Genomic DNA, 16869 nt, shown 5'->3' with positions numbered 1-16869 from the left:
CGCCCCGAGGCGCGGCCCACCTTCCTCCCAGGACAATCGCCAGCCGGCGCGCGGCACCTCGCCGCCGGCCAGGTGGAGCTTTCGGGATCGCATGAACGCCTACATCGCCTATCTCGCGAAACGCCTGGTCCAGTTCGTCGTGGTCGTCTTCATCGGCGTCAACCTGGCCTTCGTGATCACGCATGCCTCGCCGATCGACCCGGTCGAGCAGTCGATCTCTGCGGTGACCTCCTTCGGCAGCACGGCCCCGGAAGCGATCGCGGCGATGCGCACCTCGCTGCAGGAGCTCTACGGGCTCAAGGGAACGCTGGGCGAGCAGTACCTCACCTTCTGGAGCCGGGTGCTGCGCGGTGATTTCGGGCCCTCGCTCTCCGCCTTCCCGACACCTGTCTCCGCGCTGATCGGCCGGGCGCTGCCCTGGACCGCCGGGCTGCTGATCGTTTCGACGGTGATCACCTGGGTGCTGGGCAACCTGCTCGGCGGGCTCGCCGGCTACTACCAGCGCAATCGCACGCTGAAACTGATGGGCGTGGTCGCCATGGGCGTCCACCCGATCCCCTACTACATCGTCGCCCTGCTGCTGCTCATCGTCTTCGGCTTCCTCTGGCCGGTGCTGCCGATCACCGGCGGCTCGGCGATGAACCTGCAGCAGGGCTGGAACTGGTCCTTCGTCTCGAGCGTCCTGCTGCACTCGATCCTGCCGGCCCTGTCGCTCATCCTGATCGGGCTCGGCAGCTGGTTCCTCGGCATGCGCTCGCTGGTGTCGAACATCGTGACCGAGGACTACGTCGTCTATGCCGAGATCGCCGGGCTCGACAGCCGCCGCGTGCTCGGCTCCTACGTCATGCGCAATGCGCTGGCGCCGCAGGTCACCGGGCTCGCCATGTCGCTCGGCGGCATCTTCAACGGGGCGGTGATCACCGAGAAGGTCTTCGGCTATCCCGGCGTCGGCACGCTCCTGGTCGATGCGGTCTATGCCGGTGACTACGGCCTCGTGCTCGGCGTCACCACCGTCTCGATCATCGCGGTCTCGGTCGGCGTCCTCGTCATCGACCTGCTCTATCCGCTGATCGACCCGCGCGTGGAGCTGCGCTGATGCTGGCGATCCTGCGCGACCTCATCCGCTACAATCTCGAATTCAGGATCGGGCTCGTCCTCGTCTCGATCGTGGTGGTGATGGCTGGACTCTCCTTCGTCTCGCCCTATCCGCCGGGCGAGGTCTATGTCGTGCCGCCGGACGTGCCGCCCTCGGCCGCCCACTGGCTGGGCACGACCTCGCGCGGGCAGGACGTCTTCTGGCAGCTCACCTTCGCCATCCGCAACACGCTGAGCTTCGGCATCATGGTGGCGGTGCTGTCGCGGATCATTGCGCTCGTGGTCGGCCTGCTCGCCGGCTACAGCGGCGGCTGGATCGACCGCGTGCTGATGTCGATCAACGACACCTTCATCATCATCCCGCTCTTCCCGATCCTGATCCTGTTCTACTTCGTGCTGCGCGACTCGATGTCGACGCCGCTGCTCGCAACCATCATGGCCTGCCTCGGCTGGGCCTATGACGCCCGCCTGATCCGCTCGGTCGCGCTGTCGCTGAAGACGCGCGAGTTCACCCAGACCAGCATCTTCTCGGGGATGAAGACGCACGAGATCCTGGCGCGCGAGCATCTGCCCTATGTGATGCCGATCGTGTTCTCGACCACGATGAACAACATGAACTGGTCGATCGGCATCGAGGTCACCCTCGCCGTCCTCGGCTTCACCGACATCAACGCGCCGACCATCGGCGGGATGATCTATTGGGCGAACCAGCACACGGCGCTGGTCGCCGGCATCTGGTGGTGGATCGCCTTTCCGATCGCGCTGGTGGTGATGACCTTCGTCGGGCTCTTCCTGCTCGCGGTTTCGATGAACGAGTACATCGACCCGCGCAGCCGCCTGGCGCGGATGGGGGGCGGCCGATGAGCGCGGCGCCCGACCAGACGCCGGTGCTGCAGGTCCACGATCTGCAAGCCCATTTCCGCACCCGCTATTTCGGCGTCAATCGCGAGGTGAGGGCCGTGGACGGCGTGACCTTCGACGTCCGCCGCAACGAGATCTACGGGCTCGCCGGCGAATCCAGCTCTGGCAAGACGACGCTGGTCAAGACCATTGCGGGGCTGCTGAAGCCGCCGCTGGAGATGGTCGGCGGCTCGGCCCGCTTCTCCTTCCTCCCCGAGTGGGATGCGATCGGGCGCGCGCCGCCCGAGGTGGTCCGCCGCATCCGCTGGCGGCACCTGTCCTACATCATGCAGGGCTCGATGAACGTGCTGAACCCGCTCCGGCGGATCAGGCACAGCTTCCGCGACTTCGCCTGGCGCCATCTCGGCGGCAGCAAAGCTGAGTTCGACGCCCGGGCGGCCGCGCATCTGGAGCGCGTCAAGCTCGACCCGTCGGTACTCGCAGCCTATCCGCACGAGCTTTCCGGCGGCATGCGCCAGCGCGTCACCATCGCGCTGGCGACGATCTGCAAGCCGGAATTCGTCATTGCCGACGAGCCGACGACCGCGCTCGACGTGATCGTGCAGAAGGACGTGCTCGGCATGATCCGCTCGATCCAGCAGGAGATGGGCTCGAGCGTCCTGTTCATCACCCACGACATGGGCGTCCAGGCGGCGCTGACCGACAGGCTTGGCATCATGTATGCGGGCCGCCTGGTCGAGGACGGCGAGACGCCGGAGATCTTCGAGCGGCCGCTACACCCCTATACCCGGCATCTGATCGCGAGCCTGCCGCGCATCGGCGACGTGAAGCAGCGCGAGGGGCTGGACGGCACCCCGCCCAGTCTCGCCGCGCCGCCGCCGGGCTGCCGTTTCCACCCGCGCTGCCCGCTCGCCATGCCGGTGTGCGCGACGACGGTGCCCGCGATGGTCGAGACGCTGCCCGGCCACCGCGCCGCCTGCCATGCGGTCAATCCGGGGGCGGCGGCATGAGCGCGCTCCTCGGACTCGACAAGGTCGGCAAGACCTTCGCGCGCGGCGGGCTGTTCTCGTCGCGGCGCGTCGAGGCGGTCAAGGAGGTCAGCTTCGCGCTGCGGGACGAGACGCCGGAGATCTTCACGGTGATCGGCGAGTCCGGCTCGGGCAAGTCGACGCTGGCGCGCATGATCCTCGGTATCCATGCGCCGAGCTCCGGCTCGATCAGGCTCGCCGGGCAGGATGTCGCAACCTACGAGCGGCGCGCCTTCATGGCCAAGGTGCAGCCGATCTTCCAGAATCCGTTCGAGGCCTTCAACCCGCTCAAGCAGCTCGATCGCTACCTGTTCATGACGGCTGAACGCTTCGGCGAGGCCACCGACCGCAAGGCGGCGGAGGGCCGGGCCGACGAGGCGCTGAAGCAGGTCGGACTCTCGCTGGCCGAGATCGCCGGGCGGTTTCCGCATGAGCTGTCAGGCGGCCAGCTCCAGCGGGTCGCGATCGCCCGCGCGCTCGTCGCCAGGCCCAGGCTGATCGTCGCCGACGAGCCGGTCTCGATGGTCGACGCTTCGCTCCGCATGTCGATCGTCAACCTGTTCGGACGACTGCGCGACGATCTCGGCCTGTCGATCATCTACATCACCCACGACCTCGCCACCGCATACTACATCAGCGACCGGCTGATCATCATGCAGAAGGGCGTCGTGGTCGAAGAAGGGCCGGCCCGCGCCGTGCTCTCGGCCCCCTCGCATCCTTATTCCCGCCAGCTCCGCGACGCCGTGCTCACGCCCGACAGCGCCGGAGCCTTCCGCGGCGGATATCCGCCCAAAGCCGTTCCAGCCTCCGGAGCCAAGCCATGAGACAAGCCAGCATCACCTTCGACCGTGCCTTCGCCATCGGCGACACCGATCCGCGGCTCTTTGGAGCCTTCGTCGAGCATCTCGGCCGCTGCGTCTATGGCGGCATCTACGAGCCCGGCCATCCGACCGCCGACAAGCGCGGATTCCGCAAGGACGTGCTCGACCTCGTCAAGGAGCTCGGCCCGACGATCATGCGCTATCCCGGCGGCAATTTCGTCTCGGGTTACAACTGGGAAGATGGCGTCGGTCCGGTCAAGGACCGCCCGGCAAGGCTCGACCTCGCCTGGTTCACCACGGAGCCGAACACCTTCGGGACCAACGAGTTCGTCGACTGGTGCCGCGCCGCGAAGATCGAGCCGATGCTCGCCGTCAACCTCGGCACGCGCGACGGCGACGCGGCGCGCAACCTCGTCGAATACTGCAACCATCCCGGCGGCACCGCCTGGTCGGACCTGCGCATCAAGCACGGCTGGAAGAAGCCGCACGACATCAAGTTCTGGTGCCTCGGCAACGAGGTCGACGGTCCCTGGCAGATGGAGCACAAGACCGCGACCGAATACGGCCGCGTCGCCCATGAAGCCGCGAAGATGATGCGCTGGATCGACCCGTCGATCGAGCTGGCCGCCTGCGGCTCATCCGGACGCAACATGCCGACCTATGGCCGCTGGGAGGACGAGGTTCTCGAGCACACCTTCGACCAGGTCGAGTTCATCTCGCTGCACACCTATTTCAACAATTATGCCGCCGACACCAAGGCCTTCCTGGCCAGCCCCGACCTGATGGATCAATTCATCGAGGAGGTCGTCGCGATCTCGGATGCGGTCGCGGCGCGCCGGCGCTCCGACAAGCGGATCATGCTGAGCTTCGACGAATGGAATGTCTGGTACCGGACGCGGCGCGTGCGGGCGGACCGCGTCAAGGAGGGCTGGCCGGTGGCGCCGCCGATCCTGGAGGAGATCTACTCGATGGAGGACGCGCTCGTCTTCGGCGGCGCCTGCATCTCGCTGCTAAACCATGCCGACCGGGTCAAAGCGGCCTGCCTCGCCCAGCTTGTCAACGTCATCGCGCCGATCATGACCGAGACCGGCGGGCCGGCCTGGCGACAGACGATCTTCTGGCCCTTTGCCCAGATGAGCCGGCTCGGCCGCGGCAGCGTGCTGAAGGCGATCGTTAAGTCCGAGAGCTACCAGGCCGACTATTACGACCCGCGCGGCAAGCAGGACCTCTACTACCCGATCGACGCGCCCTATCTGAAAGCCTCGGTCGTCGCCGACGACAAGGGCGTCTCGCTTTTCCTGCTCAACCGCGATCTGGAGCAGCCCGTCACGGTGACGCTCGATGCCCGAGGCTTCGGCAAGCTCAAGGTCGCGGAGGCGACCGAGCTGCGCCATGCCGACCTGAAGGCCGTCAACAGCAAGAAGGAGCCACTCAAGGTCAAGCCCGCGACCTTGAAGGGTGTCTCGGCGAAGGCGAACGCGATCTCGCTGGAGTTGCAGCCGGCTTCGTGGAATGTGATCAGGCTGGAAGGCTAGGAGCACGCGTCTTCACCACGATGGACGAGAGCCCACCAAGATCGCAGCGCGGTCGCCGGGATCCCGGCGGAGGTGGTCCCGTGCCGGGCGCGGAGGCCCGGCGTGACCGCAGCTTCCTCGTCGTCAATGCCGATCGCCAGTATCAGGTGCTGCGCGGCCTGGCCTCCCCGGTTAGGCTGCGCATCCTGCGGCTGCTCAACCGCCACGGCCCCAAGAACATAAACCAGATCGCCGAGGTGCTCGGCCTGCCGCAATCGACGATCGTGACCAATGTCCAGGTGCTCGAGGAAGCCGAGCTGATCTCGACCTCGCTCGGCAAGGCCGCCAAGGGCCAGCAGAAGGTCTGCGCGGCGCGCTATGCCGAGATCGTCGTCAATCTAGACCCGGAGGATCCGAGCCGGGAGCGCAACGTCGTCGAAGTCGAGATGCCGCTCGGGCTCTACACCAGCTCGAACGTCTCGGCGCCCTGCGGGCTCTGCTCGACCGAGCGCATCCTCGGCGTGCTCGACGTCCCCGAGCTCTTCCTCGATCCGCGCCGGGTCCAGGCAGGGCTGATCTGGTTCGGTCGCGGCTATGTCGAGTACAAATTCCCGAACAATGCCAAGGTCCTGAACCAGGCGATCACCGCGCTCGAATTCGAGATGGAGATGTCGTCCGAGGTGCCGGGGACCAATGCCGATTGGCCGTCCGACATCAGCCTCTGGGTCAATGGCCGCAAGATCGGCACCTGGACCTGCCCTGGCGACTACGGCGACCGCCGAGGGATCTACACGCCGCATTGGTGGAAGCTCGAAGGCTCGCAATACGGCATCCTGACGACCTGGCGCATCACGGCGGACGGCACCTATCTCGGCGAGCGTCGGCTTAGCGATGTCGCCACCACGGATCTCGATCTCGACCTCCACCACTCGATCAAGGTGCGCATCGGCATCGACGAAAAGGAGGGCCGCCCGGGGGGAGTCAACATTTTCGGCCGCGGCTTCGGCAACCACAACCAGGACATCAAGATGCGGCTGCATCTGGAAGGGATGAAGGCCTTGCCGCACGTTCCGATCTGAGATGTGCCTTATGCCGGACATCGTCGAGGCCAACCGCTGTGGCCGGATCATGGGCCGATGCATGAAACCGGGTACCGGCCCTACGCGCGTCAACCGATATGGCGGTCGAGCGTCACGAGCGTCACGACCTCGGCAATTTGGGACAGGCCGGCGAGCGCCTTGCGGACAGCCTCGATCGAATCGATCGAATCTCCATCGGCACGAACGATCATGTCGTACTGGCCGGCAATGGAATGCAGGCAGACGATGCCGGGAACGCGCCGCAGCACGGGAAGTAGCTGGCTGCATGTAAGGCCCGGTCGCAGCTTGGCGAGGAAGTGGGCGCTCTGGCGCTGGCTTGGCTCCCCCTCGACAATGGTGAAGCTCTTGATTGCGCCGGACGCGCGCAGGCGCTCGATCCGTTCCTGGACTGTGCTGCGCGACAGCTGCACTTCGCGCGCCAACGCCACCGCCGAGCGACGAGCGTCGCGCCGCAGTGCGGACAGCAGCATGCGGTCCTTGTCGTCCATGTCGTCCCTCGCTCCCAGGCCCGGCAGATCGCTTGTCCGCCCGACATCATGCCGACTGCATCCGGCGCGGTGTCGCGGCATCTCTGCCATGAGGAGGATGCGCGATGACACTCGATCTGGACAATGCCGTATTGCTGCCGGTGGACATGCAGCAGGCTTTCGACTCCGCGCCATGGCCGCGGCGGTGGAATCAGGACCTCGACCGCAATGGCCTGCGTCTTCTGGATATCTTCCGCCAGGCCGGCCGCCCTATCATTCACGTCCGGCATGCCTCGGTCGAGCCGAACTCGACCTTGCGACCCGAAGCACCGGGGCATGCCTATCGCGACGGGTTCGGCCCGCGAGAGGGCGAGGCGGAAATCGTCAAGAGCGTCAACTCCGCTTTCATTGGCACGGACCTGGACCTGCAGCTGCGGCGTCTCGGCGCCCGGAGCGTCGTGACGTTCGGCGTTTCCACCGACATGTGCGTCTCGACCACGATCCGCACAGGCGCCAATATGGGTTGGCGCATGGTCCTGGTCGCCGACGCCTGCGACTGCTTCGATCTTCCCGACGGAAGCGGCGGAACACTGCCGGCCGAAACGGTGCATGCCGTCCATCTGGCGACGCTACGCGCCGAGTTCTGCGAGGAGGTGAGCGTGCAAGACATGGCCGTCTGACCCCAGTCAGCCCGCAGCACCCGAAGCCGGGCCGGCGCGATCATTCGACAGGACGGCCGGCGGGTGGCACGGGCCGCATTGCGGCGATGCGCGCAAGGCGCCGGCGGCTTGTCGAGGTATGCAAGCCCTTGACGGTGGACGACATCGCCGGCCTCATCGCCCATCTGCCGGACCGCGCCGGCGCGCGGAACCTCGGCCGGATCGAGGAGATCGCGATGCGGCAGGGCTTACCTCCGTCGCCATCGCGCGGATGACGAAACAGGCGAATGGAGACCAGATGTCCGAAGGCGCGATAGGCGAACGTGTGCGTGTCAGTGAACTCTGGATCTATCCGGTCAAGGGTCTGCGTGGGATCAGGCTAGAGACGGCCGATCTGGAGCCGTGGGGCCTGCGGGACGACCGCCGTTTCATGATCGTCGATGCGAATGACCGCTTCCTGACCCAGCGCGAGGAGCCGCGGCTCGCCACGATTTCGGCGACGCTCTCCGATGGCAAGCTGCTCCTGCAGTCGGCGGCATCGCAGCAACCGGCCATCGAGGTCGCGAGGCCAACAGCAGGGGCGACACACCGCGTCAGCGTCGTGATCTGGCGTGACATGGTCAGCGCCGTTCATGTCTCTCCGGCGGCCGACCGTTGGCTGAGCGCGGTCGTGGGGCGCGCCTGTCGCCTCGTCTACATGGATCGGCCGGAGCAGGCGCGGCCGGTCGATCTGGCATTCGGACGAGCCGAAGACCGCGTCAGCTTCGCCGACGGCTTTCCGCTGCTCGTGACCAACCGGGCCTCACAACTGGCGCTGGCGGCCATGCCCGGCTGTGCCGATGTGACGATGCAGCGCTTCCGGCCGAACGTCGTCGTCGAGGGGCCGGCGGCCTGGTCGGAAGATCATTGGCGGATGCTGACCGGGGACGGCATCGGTCTGCGCATCGTCAAGCCTTGCGCGCGTTGCGTGGTGACCACCATCGATCAGGAGACCGCTGTCAAATCGCCTGAGGCCGAGCCGTTGCGCAGCATGGCGACCTTTCGCAGGGACGGCAGCGGGAAGGTGATCTTCGGTCAGAATGCAATTCCGGATGGGACCGGGCGCCTCTCCGTCGGCGATGTGTTCGTCGTCGGATCTTGACCGGACCCGCGATCAGCCGCGCTTCAGGTCGGCGAGGACGCGCGCGAAGGCTGCTTGAGCGCGCGCCTTGGCGCGCGGATCGCCAAGCAGCTTGGTTGCATGCTGATAGGCCAGCGCGGCGCCCAGGATCTCGAAGACGGCATGCTGCGGATCGACATCCTCCCGGAAGACACCGGATGCGACACCTTCGCTGATGATGGAGCCCAGGAATTCGCGCCAGTCGAGCTGGGACGCCACCAGCCTGTCGCGGACGAGACCTGGCCGGTCGTCGAACTCCTGCGCCGCCGTCATGAAGAGGCAGCCGCCATCGTCCTGCTCTCCTCTGATCCAGACCAGATAGCGTTCGAACAGCGACCGCAGGCGCCTGTCTGGCGCCTCGCGCCGCGTGCCGGCGGCGATCACCTCGCGCTTGAAGCGCCCGATCGCTTCCTCGAGAATGTTGAGCTGCAGCGCCTCCTTGGATTTGAAGTGCGCGAAAAGCCCGCTTTTCGTCAGCTCGAGCTTTGTCGCCAGGGGGCCGAGCGACAGCCCTTCGAGACCGATCCGCGACGCCTGCCGCAGCCCCTCGTCGACAATCGCCGCGCGCGTCGTTTCACCCTTGCTCATGCCCAAAATTTAGCACGAACGATCATAAAAGAAAATGTTGCCGGAGCGTGCCGTCGATATAATGTGTATCTACACTATAAGCTCCTGCTGTGATCACAGCCTTGGAGCGGCGCCGACCGTATCGGCGGAACACGATGCCGAAGGTACTCCATGATGCTAGACGCCGTATGGACTGTGCTTCTTGTCGCATGCTGGCCGGTCGCCGTCGTACTGATCGTGTCGGGGCTGCCGGAGAGACGTCATAGGGGCATAGCGGTCGCCGGCCTGCTCGCCATCTGGTTCGCGATGACCGCCGCGACGCGCGTACCAGGCATCGCCGCACTACCCGACGGCGCCTTGGGAATATTGCTGCCGGTCCTGATCGGCAGCGTCATGCTGGCGGCGACCCGCGCAGGGCGCGCCATCGTCGCCGAACTGTCGCTGGCGCCGCTGGTAGCGCTTCATGTCGCCCGGTTCGCGGGCGGAGGCTTCCTGCTCCTTCATGAAGCGGGCCGCCTGTCGAACCCGTTCGCGGCCTATGCCGGCTGGGGCGACATCCTGGCGGCAGGCCTGGCCATCCCGACCGCGGTCTTCGCCGCAAGACGCCTACGCGGCTGGCTTCCCCTCACCCTGATCTGGAACATCGTCGGCTTCGCCGACTTCTGCTCTGCGATCTTCCTCGCCACCACCTCGCAGCCGGGCTCGCCCCTGCGCCTCTTCCATGAGCCGCCGGGCACCGCAGTCATCATGGACCTGCCATGGCGTTTCATTCCGGGCTTCTACGTGCCTGTCCTCCTCCTGATCCATGTCGCGATTTTCCTTCATCTGCGGCATGTCTTGCGCAGTCGTCGATCCGCTGAATCATCCCAGTAAAGGCATGGTCGACCAGGCCTCGCGATCAGCCTCGGCTGCACGCACTGGCGCCGGCGATCCATGCCGTCGCGTGGAATGAGGCGGCCCGGTCTGAGATCTCGGCGGCTCCTCGACCAGCGGTGGAAAGCCGTGCTTCGTGCTGCGACACCCTATCGGCCGGCCTGCGGCGACATCGCCTGCCCGCGGCAAACGACATTGGCGGTTTTGAAACGCCTTTTGACGGCCCGCCGGCATCGCGGTGGCTTATGGATTGACGCCCGATCGTGGCGTCTGCAGCGGAGCATCCATGTCGACCGGCAATGGCAGAATATTTGAGTACTTCCACGGCGGTGAACTCTTTGAGGGGTATGTCGTCGAGCCTGACGTGAGCCTGGGCGGCCAAAGACCTTGCGTCCTCGTTCTTCACGACTGGAGCGGCGTCAACAGCGGCATGCACGAGGTCGCCGAGCGCGTGGCCGGCCTCGGCTATGTCGCCTTTGCTGCGGACGTGTACGGCAAGGGCCGGCGCGGCGGTGAAACGGACGACAACAGCAGCCTGATGAACCCGCTTGTCGGCGATCGCGCGTTGCTGCGCCAGCGCCTCCTCGCCAGCCTTCGCGCTGCCTGCCAGCACCCCCGCGTCGATGGCGACCGCATCGCCGCCGTCGGGTACTGTTTCGGCGGACTATGTGCGCTGGATCTCGCCAGGGCTGTTCCGGCTGGCCTTCGTGGCGTCGTGAGCGTCCACGGCGTGCTGGCCCCGCCTCAGCTTGGGCCGCAGGCCGACATCCAGGCGAGCATCCTGCTGCTGCACGGGTGGGAAGATCCGTTTGCTCCCCCGGCTCACATCGAGACGTTCGCCCGTGAATTCACCGATGCCAAGGCTGACTGGCAGGTGCATGCCTATGGGCACGCCATGCACGCATTCTCGTTTGAGCGCGCCGCAAAGCCGGAGCAAGGCATCGCCTATGACGCAGCCGCGGCGCGGCGTTCCTGGCAGGCGATGCAGGACTTCTTCGGGGAAATCTTCGCCGGCTCCTAGGGCGGGGGTTGCTCTCGATAGCGTCAAGGATCGGGCCGAACTGCGAGTTCTGCGGCAAGGACCTGGCGTTCGACGCGACGCATGCCTTCCAAAGCACCTGTCGAATGCGCTGTCTGCGCGGACTGCGGTGTTCGATCGTCCACGCCTGCTCGCGCGCCCATCGCCGCGCAGTCGTGGCGCATCGGGCATATCCCGCCGGAGGCGCAGTGCCTCGCGCCTGCACGCTAGCAATCGAGATGCTGGACCGAGCTGACATAGTGCATACAGTCGGGTATTGCCGACCGGATCACCAGTTCGGCAGGCGGATGCGAGGCGGTTTGCCTGGATGGCGGGCGTGGCTCCTCGGCAATCCAGCCCTTCTCCAGCCAATCGCCATAGGGAACGAACGTCCCTGGCCCGCGCGCCGCAGCCCGCCTCATCGCCGAACCGGTGTTGAATGCGGTGACGAAGGCATCGGCACGATAGGATTGCGCCAGAGCTTCGCCATCAAGCTCGATCAGAACCTGCGGACCTTTCAGGGCCCGCAGATGTCGACGCAGGCGCGCTGGATCGAGCCAGAAATAAACTCCGCGATTGATGAGCGCGTACCAGTCGGAGCTGCTCAGCCCCCCGACCAGGCAGCGATCGAGAGCGGCCGGCGGCATCGGTTCCTGATCGCGCAATCTCACGCCGTAAGGCAGGAGCGTCTCGCCTCGCCTGCGCTGGCTGCGAAGGAGCGCTTCACTGTTGCTGCCATGAGCCCGCCTGACGAGCATATCCGCCGGTAGCAGCCCTTCGGCCTGGACCGCGGCCCAATTGGCGCGATCGACGATGTGGTAGATGCACGCAAGCCGTCGCCTCGTCACCGTAAAAGTCTCCCGGATCTCTCCGTCTCGATATTAGCACGATCGTTCGATTTATAAAATCCAGGCCAGCGACGCTGTATGATTGAAAATACGGGCTTTCAAGACAATTTACAATATGACCGATCGTGCTATTAACGAGTTCAATCATGGTACAGGAGAGGCCGGCATGTGCGAAGTCATCATCATTCTCGCGGGTTTCGCGCTGGAGCCGATCGCCGCGATCATCCCTCCGTCCGAGCCGCCATCACGATCATCGCAGTCGACTGCGGCGCCAGGCAGCAGCCTTTCGGCATACGCGCCGCCGCGCCGCGTACGTGCGTCTCGCCCCTGACCAAGCGGACGGAGGAGGTAGCCAAGATGCTTCCGAGCGGCCGGATGCGCGAGGCGGCAGAGCTGCATCATACCTGCGACGATCACCCCTCTCCATGTTGAAGAACATGACGCAGGCGCGAACGATTTGGGCCCGCCGCCACGCCCTTCAAGGCCGGAAACTCAGCCTTCACCCGCTGTTCGAGAAAGAGAGCTCACGCATCATGACAACCGCAATGGGCATACCAAAAGAACGGACGGTCGGTCCTGTCGGTGGTAGCGAGCACGTCGTCATCGATACCATGACGGGCCAGACCGGGAGCTATGCCGACTGGGTCGCCGCGTTCGCGGAACGATGGGCTGATGGCAAGGCCAATCTGGACCGGTTCATGCAAATCCTCGGTCCGGACATCGTCCTGAAGGCGCCCGGCCTGCGAACCACGCGCGGCCGTGCGGCCGGCTACCGAGCCTTCGCCGGCACCTTCGCGGCGCTGCCCGATCTGACAGGGAAAGTCCTGCGCTGGAGCGCCAGCGAGGATGTCCTGTTCATCGAGATGACCTTCTCGGCGACGATCGGACGCCAGCTCATCTCCTGGAACGACGTCGACCGGATCCGCTTCGAAAACGGAGTCGCCGTCGAGCGCGTCGCCTATTTCGACCCGTCGCGCATCCGGCGCGCTTATCTCGGAAGCTTTGCCGGCTGGCGTCAGCTCTGGCGCATTCGGCGTATCCGGTAAGGCCGCGAGGGCAGTGGTTGCCCGCCGCGATCGCGCAGCGCATACGACCAGCGACCGCGCGATCCCTCGATCCGGCGTTCGCGCGAGACAGGCGCTCCCGACCGAGGCGCCGGAGCGCCGGAAGGCCTCGCATGCACCGTCAGGGGCGGCTTGCCCGATCGGGCGCACGCCTTCGCTCAATGGAAATAGGAGGCGCCATTGATGTCGATCGTCGCACCTGTGGCGTGTCGCGCGAGCCCGGATGCCAGAAATGCGATGACATTCGCGACGGCGTCCGGCGTGCACATCTCTCCGAGAGGCACGTCACGAAGCATGTCTGCCTCGCCGCGCGTCGCGATGACGGCCTCCTGCCGCTCCGTCCGAACGAACCCCGGCGCGACGATATAGGCCGTTATTCCGTCGGCCGCGAAATTCTTGGCGATGCTTCTCGTCAGGGCGACCAGTGCGCCTTTCGACGCGGCGTAGTGCATCAGGTGGGTTTCGTCACCGCGAAACGCCGCGCGGCTGGCGACAGCGACGATCGAGCCGCCCCCGATCAGGAAATGCGGCAGGGCGGCACGGTAGAGATCAGCGATCGCACGCACGTTGACCTGCATCGTATCCGCCCAGACCCGGTCCCATTGCTCGTCGGCCGCGTCCAGCATCAGCGGAGCAACGAGGGCCGCATTGCAGACCAGGAGGTCGATCCTGCCGAATGCCTCGACCGACGCCCTCCACAGCTCGGCTGCGGCACCGCGGCGCCGCAGATCCGCGCGAACCAGGGCGCACGAATCCGAACCGATGTCGGCTGCGAGCCTCTCCGCCTCGGCCTGTCCGCTCGAATAGTGCAAGACGACCTTGGCGCCCGAACGCGCGAGCAGGCGTATGCTGGCGGCGCCTATGCCCTTGGAGCCGCCGGTAACGAGCGCAATCTTGCCGGAGAGGTCGACGAGCATGCTGTCGAAAATCCCTTCGCAAACGAGGGAATGAACCGAGGGCGCCCTCCCAGTTCCTGGCGATGCGCCGACGGGAAGATGCCCGGCCGGGTGATGTCGGCCAGGGCTCGAGGCGGGTCAGCCTGTCTGCGAGCCGGGCCTCGGCCTGTCGGCACCGTGGGATTGCAGCTGTTCGGGCTCGCCACTCTCGTCGCCACCGCCGGAGGCCAGGATCACGCCGGCTTGGCGCGGAGCGCCGCGGTTGAGGCGAAGATCGAAGATATCGGGGCGGGCGTAATGCCCGGCGATGTCGTTGACCGCCTTCGCCGCCCGCACGTTGCGCAGATCGATGCGCGCGGTCAGGACCGTCTCCTCGCCGTTGGGCGCAAGCGCGATGATCTCGCCGCGCGGGTCGATGATCGCGCTGTCGCCGGTATAGGTGAAGTTGACGAGTTCCTTGTAGCGCTCCGGCATATCCGAGGGTTTCAGCAATCCGCCGGCGCAGATCACATAGCAGGCCGCCTGGGCCGCGAAGGCCCGGGAGAGCAGATGCTGCCGCGGCCATTGCGGGTTCGGCGCATCCGGCGCCGCCGCGAGCTCGCGGCCGGGCCAGGCTCCGACGTGAATCTGCGTCCCGCCCGCGACAAGCGCGAAGCCGGGCAGCATCATGTTGTGCTCCCAGCAGTTCAGCCCGCTGATGCGACCGTAGGGGCGCTGATGCACCACCAGGCCTTGGGCGTCGCCCTGCCCCCAGGCGACGCGCTCATAGGCCGTCGGCCGCAGCTTGCGGTGGCGCCCGAGAATGACGCCTTCGCGACCGATGAACAGCAGCGTGGCGTAGACGGTGCCCTGGGTCTGCGTATCCAGTTCGACGACGCCGATCACGACATCGGTGCCAGCCTCCCGTGCTGCCTTGCACAGCCGGTCGGTCTCCGGTCCCGGGATCGCGATCGCCTGATCGAGATACGCCTCGGCGGCATCCCACCAGCCTGGTGTCGATTGCGGCCGCCAGGCGAAGCCTGGATAGCCGGGCAGCCAGGTCTCTCCGAAGCCGGCCAGAACCGCGCCCTGGGCGCCAGCCTCCGCGATCAGCCGGCAGGCCTTGGCAGTCGAGGCCTCGCGATCGAAATAGACGGGGGTGGCCTGGATTGCGGCGACAATGATGGAGCTGGCGCTGGGCATGGGCGTGTCATCCCGATTGAAGGTCATGCGCGCGGGGCGGCGAACTGCGGAACTGCTCTAGCGCGGCAGGAAGCTGCGGATGCGGTCGAGATACCAGCCGGGGAACCCGAGCGCGGTCGCGGGCTCGAGGAGGTTGGTCACGTATTGCGCCTCGGCTTGCCCAGGCTCGAGCTTGGGCAGGAGGTAACAGAGTGCGGCCCGCTCGCGACCCTCGCGATCGCGCGCCAGCACGGGATACGGATAATACTTCGCCTTCAGCTGGCCATAGACGTGCGCGATCTCGTCATGCGTCAGCAAGAGAAGGAGCCCGTACGCCGCCTGCCGGTCGTTGCGGACGAGGTTCATCAGCGGCGAGATCTGCAATTCATAGCCAGGCAGCATGGCAACGTCCTGCGCCGCAGGCGCCATCCCGAGCTGCTGCATAACCTTCGGATTGATGAGGCCGCCATAGTAGAAGCCCCAGACGCGTTCCGGCTTGTCGCCGGCGGATCCGCTCGTCACGTCATCTCTCCTTTCGACGCTCTCGTCCGCAACCGATATGCGCGGCGGGCCTCGATCGGAAAGTGGCAGTACTGACAATGACCGCATGAATCCTGCCACACGCTGGAAGCAGGCGATCAGGGCTCGCGGGAACCGCCGCTACATGATCGATTGCCGGGCGGATGGGAGGCCTGCGAGGTTGCGTCCGGTGCCGAACCGACGCCTGTACTCGGTCGGCCCGATCCCGACCGACTTGCGGAAATGCATCCGCATCGTCGCGGCACTGCCGAATCCGGCTGTCGCTGCAATCTCCTCGACCGGCAGAGACGGCCCTTCCAGCATCTGCTTTGCGGCCGCCAGCCGCTCCTCGAGCAGCCAGGCGGCCGGTGTCAGGCCTGTCATCTCCTTGAAGCGCCGCAGGAAGGTGCGCTCGCTCATCGCGGCTTGCTCGGCCAGATCCGCAACGGTCATGGTCTGGTTCAGCCGCGCCCGCATGGCGTCGAGCAGGAAGGTCAGCTTTCCGTTGGGCCGCCTGGGAACGGGTCGCTCGATGAACTGGGCTTGCCCGCCGTCGCGATGAGCCGGCATGACCAGTCGCCGGGCGACGCTGTTGGCGGCGTCCGCACCGAAATCGCGTCGAACGATGTGCAGGAGAAGGTCGATGCCGGCCGCGCTGCCTGCCGATGTCAGGACGTTGCCTTCGTCGACATAGAGTACTTCCGGGATCAGCGTCACCTTGGGAAATGCCGCCTTGAAAGCATCGGCGTAGCGCCAATGGGTCGTGGCGCTGCGCCCGTCGAGCAGGCCTGCCCCCGCCAGGGCGAAGGCGCCCGAGCAGATCGACACGATCCGCGCGCCCCGTGCGTTCGCCCGCTGCAAGGCCGAGATCAACGCCGGAGGGGGTGCCAGGTGGGTCTTCCAGCCCGGCACGATGATGGTCCCGGCCTCGTCGAGAGCATCGAGCCTGGCAGTGGCGGAAATGAAGATGCCGCCCCCCGCCCGCAGCGGACCATCCTCGATCGCGCATGTCACCATGCGATACCAGTCCTCGCCCATTTCGGGGCGCGCCAGGCCGAAGATCTCGGTCGCTATGCCGTACTCGAAGGTCGCCAGCCCGTCATAGATCAGGACGGCGACGAGGCGATTGGGCTTTTGGTCCGGGTCAGATGCGTTTGGCATGATCGTTACGCTAGTTGGCGATCATGCCAATTGCCACAAGACGACCGCGACTGCAAAA

18 protein-coding genes are annotated in these 16869 nt (G+C 66.1%); 11 read left to right on the top strand and 7 right to left on the bottom strand.

From position 1 onward, the window contains the following. Window positions 1–91: 91 nt before the first annotated feature. From BMZ21_RS26135 to BMZ21_RS26110, 6 genes are all read left to right on the top strand, one after another. On the top strand, window positions 92–1096 hold the full coding sequence (locus BMZ21_RS26135; RefSeq protein ID WP_091841743.1) for an ABC transporter permease: 1005 nt from the start codon (window positions 92–94) through the stop codon (window positions 1094–1096). After that, window positions 1096–1959, top strand: coding sequence for an ABC transporter permease (locus BMZ21_RS26130; protein WP_091841740.1), 864 nt, complete (start codon window positions 1096–1098; stop codon window positions 1957–1959). The genes BMZ21_RS26135 and BMZ21_RS26130 overlap by 1 nt, the downstream gene beginning before the upstream one ends. Beyond that, a complete protein-coding gene (locus tag BMZ21_RS26125; protein ID WP_091841737.1) occupies window positions 1956–2966 on the top strand; it encodes an ABC transporter ATP-binding protein in 1011 nt (336 codons plus the stop codon). The genes BMZ21_RS26130 and BMZ21_RS26125 overlap by 4 nt, the downstream gene beginning before the upstream one ends. Then, window positions 2963–3808 (top strand): ABC transporter ATP-binding protein, encoded by an 846-nt coding sequence (locus tag BMZ21_RS26120; protein ID WP_091841735.1) that lies wholly within the window; start codon window positions 2963–2965, stop codon window positions 3806–3808. Before BMZ21_RS26125 ends, BMZ21_RS26120 begins: the two co-directional genes overlap by 4 nt. Next, the gene (gene arfA, locus BMZ21_RS26115) at window positions 3805–5340 is read left to right on the top strand and encodes an arabinosylfuranosidase ArfA (protein WP_091841732.1); all 1536 of its coding nucleotides are present in this window, start codon (window positions 3805–3807) and stop codon (window positions 5338–5340) included. Before BMZ21_RS26120 ends, arfA begins: the two co-directional genes overlap by 4 nt. Before the next feature lie 80 nt (window positions 5341–5420). After that, window positions 5421–6398: an ArsR/SmtB family transcription factor gene (locus BMZ21_RS26110; RefSeq protein WP_425285474.1), complete on the top strand. Its 978-nt coding sequence runs from the start codon at window positions 5421–5423 to the stop codon at window positions 6396–6398. A gap of 89 nt (window positions 6399–6487) precedes the next feature. On the opposite strand, the gene BMZ21_RS26105 is transcribed toward BMZ21_RS26110, so the two are convergent. Beyond that, window positions 6488–6907 (bottom strand): Lrp/AsnC family transcriptional regulator, encoded by a 420-nt coding sequence (locus tag BMZ21_RS26105; protein ID WP_091841727.1) that lies wholly within the window; start codon window positions 6905–6907, stop codon window positions 6488–6490. 104 nt (window positions 6908–7011) lie between these two features. Between BMZ21_RS26105 and BMZ21_RS26100 the strand changes: the two genes are divergently transcribed. Both BMZ21_RS26100 and BMZ21_RS26095 read left to right on the top strand, forming a co-directional pair. Beyond that, window positions 7012–7566, top strand: coding sequence for a cysteine hydrolase family protein (locus tag BMZ21_RS26100; protein ID WP_091841724.1), 555 nt, complete (start codon window positions 7012–7014; stop codon window positions 7564–7566). Between the two features lie 277 nt (window positions 7567–7843). Beyond that, window positions 7844–8686, top strand: coding sequence for an MOSC domain-containing protein (locus BMZ21_RS26095; protein ID WP_167561758.1), 843 nt, complete (start codon window positions 7844–7846; stop codon window positions 8684–8686). A 12-nt stretch (window positions 8687–8698) separates the two neighbouring features. Here the strand turns inward: BMZ21_RS26095 and BMZ21_RS26090 are convergent, their stop codons facing one another. Continuing rightward, window positions 8699–9292 carry a TetR/AcrR family transcriptional regulator gene (locus BMZ21_RS26090; protein WP_091841718.1) on the bottom strand — a complete coding sequence of 198 codons (594 nt, stop codon included), beginning with the start codon at window positions 9290–9292 and terminating at the stop codon, window positions 8699–8701. Between the two features lie 174 nt (window positions 9293–9466). Here BMZ21_RS26090 and BMZ21_RS26085 point away from each other — a divergent pair, with 174 nt between their 5' ends. Together BMZ21_RS26085 and BMZ21_RS26080 are read left to right on the top strand one after the other, a co-directional pair. Further along, window positions 9467–10144 (top strand): hypothetical protein, encoded by a 678-nt coding sequence (locus BMZ21_RS26085; RefSeq protein ID WP_208862373.1) that lies wholly within the window; start codon window positions 9467–9469, stop codon window positions 10142–10144. A gap of 286 nt (window positions 10145–10430) precedes the next feature. Beyond that, window positions 10431–11165 (top strand): dienelactone hydrolase family protein, encoded by a 735-nt coding sequence (locus BMZ21_RS26080; RefSeq protein WP_091841714.1) that lies wholly within the window; start codon window positions 10431–10433, stop codon window positions 11163–11165. Window positions 11166–11389: 224 nt separating this feature from the next. Here BMZ21_RS26080 and BMZ21_RS26075 read toward each other — a convergent pair whose 3' ends face one another. Next, window positions 11390–12010, bottom strand: coding sequence for a DUF7002 family protein (locus tag BMZ21_RS26075; protein WP_208862372.1), 621 nt, complete (start codon window positions 12008–12010; stop codon window positions 11390–11392). 425 nt (window positions 12011–12435) lie between these two features. Between BMZ21_RS26075 and BMZ21_RS26070 the strand changes: the two genes are divergently transcribed. Continuing rightward, window positions 12436–13056, top strand: coding sequence for a nuclear transport factor 2 family protein (locus tag BMZ21_RS26070; protein ID WP_167561757.1), 621 nt, complete (start codon window positions 12436–12438; stop codon window positions 13054–13056). Window positions 13057–13232: 176 nt separating this feature from the next. Here BMZ21_RS26070 and BMZ21_RS26065 read toward each other — a convergent pair whose 3' ends face one another. The 4 genes from BMZ21_RS26065 to ftrA all read right to left on the bottom strand — a co-directional run bounded on the left by BMZ21_RS26065 (window position 13233) and on the right by ftrA (window position 16811). Beyond that, window positions 13233–13991 (bottom strand): SDR family NAD(P)-dependent oxidoreductase, encoded by a 759-nt coding sequence (locus tag BMZ21_RS26065; RefSeq protein ID WP_091841710.1) that lies wholly within the window; start codon window positions 13989–13991, stop codon window positions 13233–13235. A gap of 117 nt (window positions 13992–14108) precedes the next feature. Then, entirely contained in the window at window positions 14109–15152 is a 1044-nt protein-coding gene (locus BMZ21_RS26060) for a carbon-nitrogen hydrolase family protein (RefSeq protein WP_091841795.1), read from the bottom strand. Window positions 15153–15209: 57 nt separating this feature from the next. After that, a complete protein-coding gene (locus tag BMZ21_RS26055; RefSeq protein ID WP_091841708.1) occupies window positions 15210–15653 on the bottom strand; it encodes a hypothetical protein in 444 nt (147 codons plus the stop codon). Window positions 15654–15791: 138 nt separating this feature from the next. Next, window positions 15792–16811 carry a transcriptional regulator FtrA gene (gene ftrA, locus BMZ21_RS26050; RefSeq protein ID WP_091841704.1) on the bottom strand — a complete coding sequence of 340 codons (1020 nt, stop codon included), beginning with the start codon at window positions 16809–16811 and terminating at the stop codon, window positions 15792–15794. Window positions 16812–16869 lie beyond the last annotated feature (58 nt).

It is taken from the genome of Allobosea lupini (assembly GCF_900109525.1).
Lineage (GTDB): Bacteria > Pseudomonadota > Alphaproteobacteria > Rhizobiales > Beijerinckiaceae > Allobosea > Allobosea lupini.
This window is presented reverse-complemented; position numbering and strand designations above follow the sequence as displayed.

Coding starts and splice junctions, on each gene's coding strand:
- BMZ21_RS26135 (WP_091841743.1), top strand. CDS start 92: ATGAACGCCTACATCGCCTATCTCGCGAAACGCCTGGTCCAGTTCGTC.
- BMZ21_RS26130 (WP_091841740.1), top strand. CDS start 1,096: ATGCTGGCGATCCTGCGCGACCTCATCCGCTACAATCTCGAATTCAGG.
- BMZ21_RS26125 (WP_091841737.1), top strand. CDS start 1,956: ATGAGCGCGGCGCCCGACCAGACGCCGGTGCTGCAGGTCCACGATCTG.
- BMZ21_RS26120 (WP_091841735.1), top strand. CDS start 2,963: ATGAGCGCGCTCCTCGGACTCGACAAGGTCGGCAAGACCTTCGCGCGC.
- arfA (WP_091841732.1), top strand. CDS start 3,805: ATGAGACAAGCCAGCATCACCTTCGACCGTGCCTTCGCCATCGGCGAC.
- BMZ21_RS26105 (WP_091841727.1), bottom strand. CDS start 6,907: ATGGACGACAAGGACCGCATGCTGCTGTCCGCACTGCGGCGCGACGCT.
- BMZ21_RS26100 (WP_091841724.1), top strand. CDS start 7,012: ATGACACTCGATCTGGACAATGCCGTATTGCTGCCGGTGGACATGCAG.
- BMZ21_RS26095 (WP_167561758.1), top strand. CDS start 7,844: ATGTCCGAAGGCGCGATAGGCGAACGTGTGCGTGTCAGTGAACTCTGG.
- BMZ21_RS26090 (WP_091841718.1), bottom strand. CDS start 9,292: ATGAGCAAGGGTGAAACGACGCGCGCGGCGATTGTCGACGAGGGGCTG.
- BMZ21_RS26080 (WP_091841714.1), top strand. CDS start 10,431: ATGTCGACCGGCAATGGCAGAATATTTGAGTACTTCCACGGCGGTGAA.
- BMZ21_RS26070 (WP_167561757.1), top strand. CDS start 12,436: ATGTTGAAGAACATGACGCAGGCGCGAACGATTTGGGCCCGCCGCCAC.
- BMZ21_RS26065 (WP_091841710.1), bottom strand. CDS start 13,991: ATGCTCGTCGACCTCTCCGGCAAGATTGCGCTCGTTACCGGCGGCTCC.
- BMZ21_RS26060 (WP_091841795.1), bottom strand. CDS start 15,152: ATGCCCAGCGCCAGCTCCATCATTGTCGCCGCAATCCAGGCCACCCCC.
- ftrA (WP_091841704.1), bottom strand. CDS start 16,811: ATGCCAAACGCATCTGACCCGGACCAAAAGCCCAATCGCCTCGTCGCC.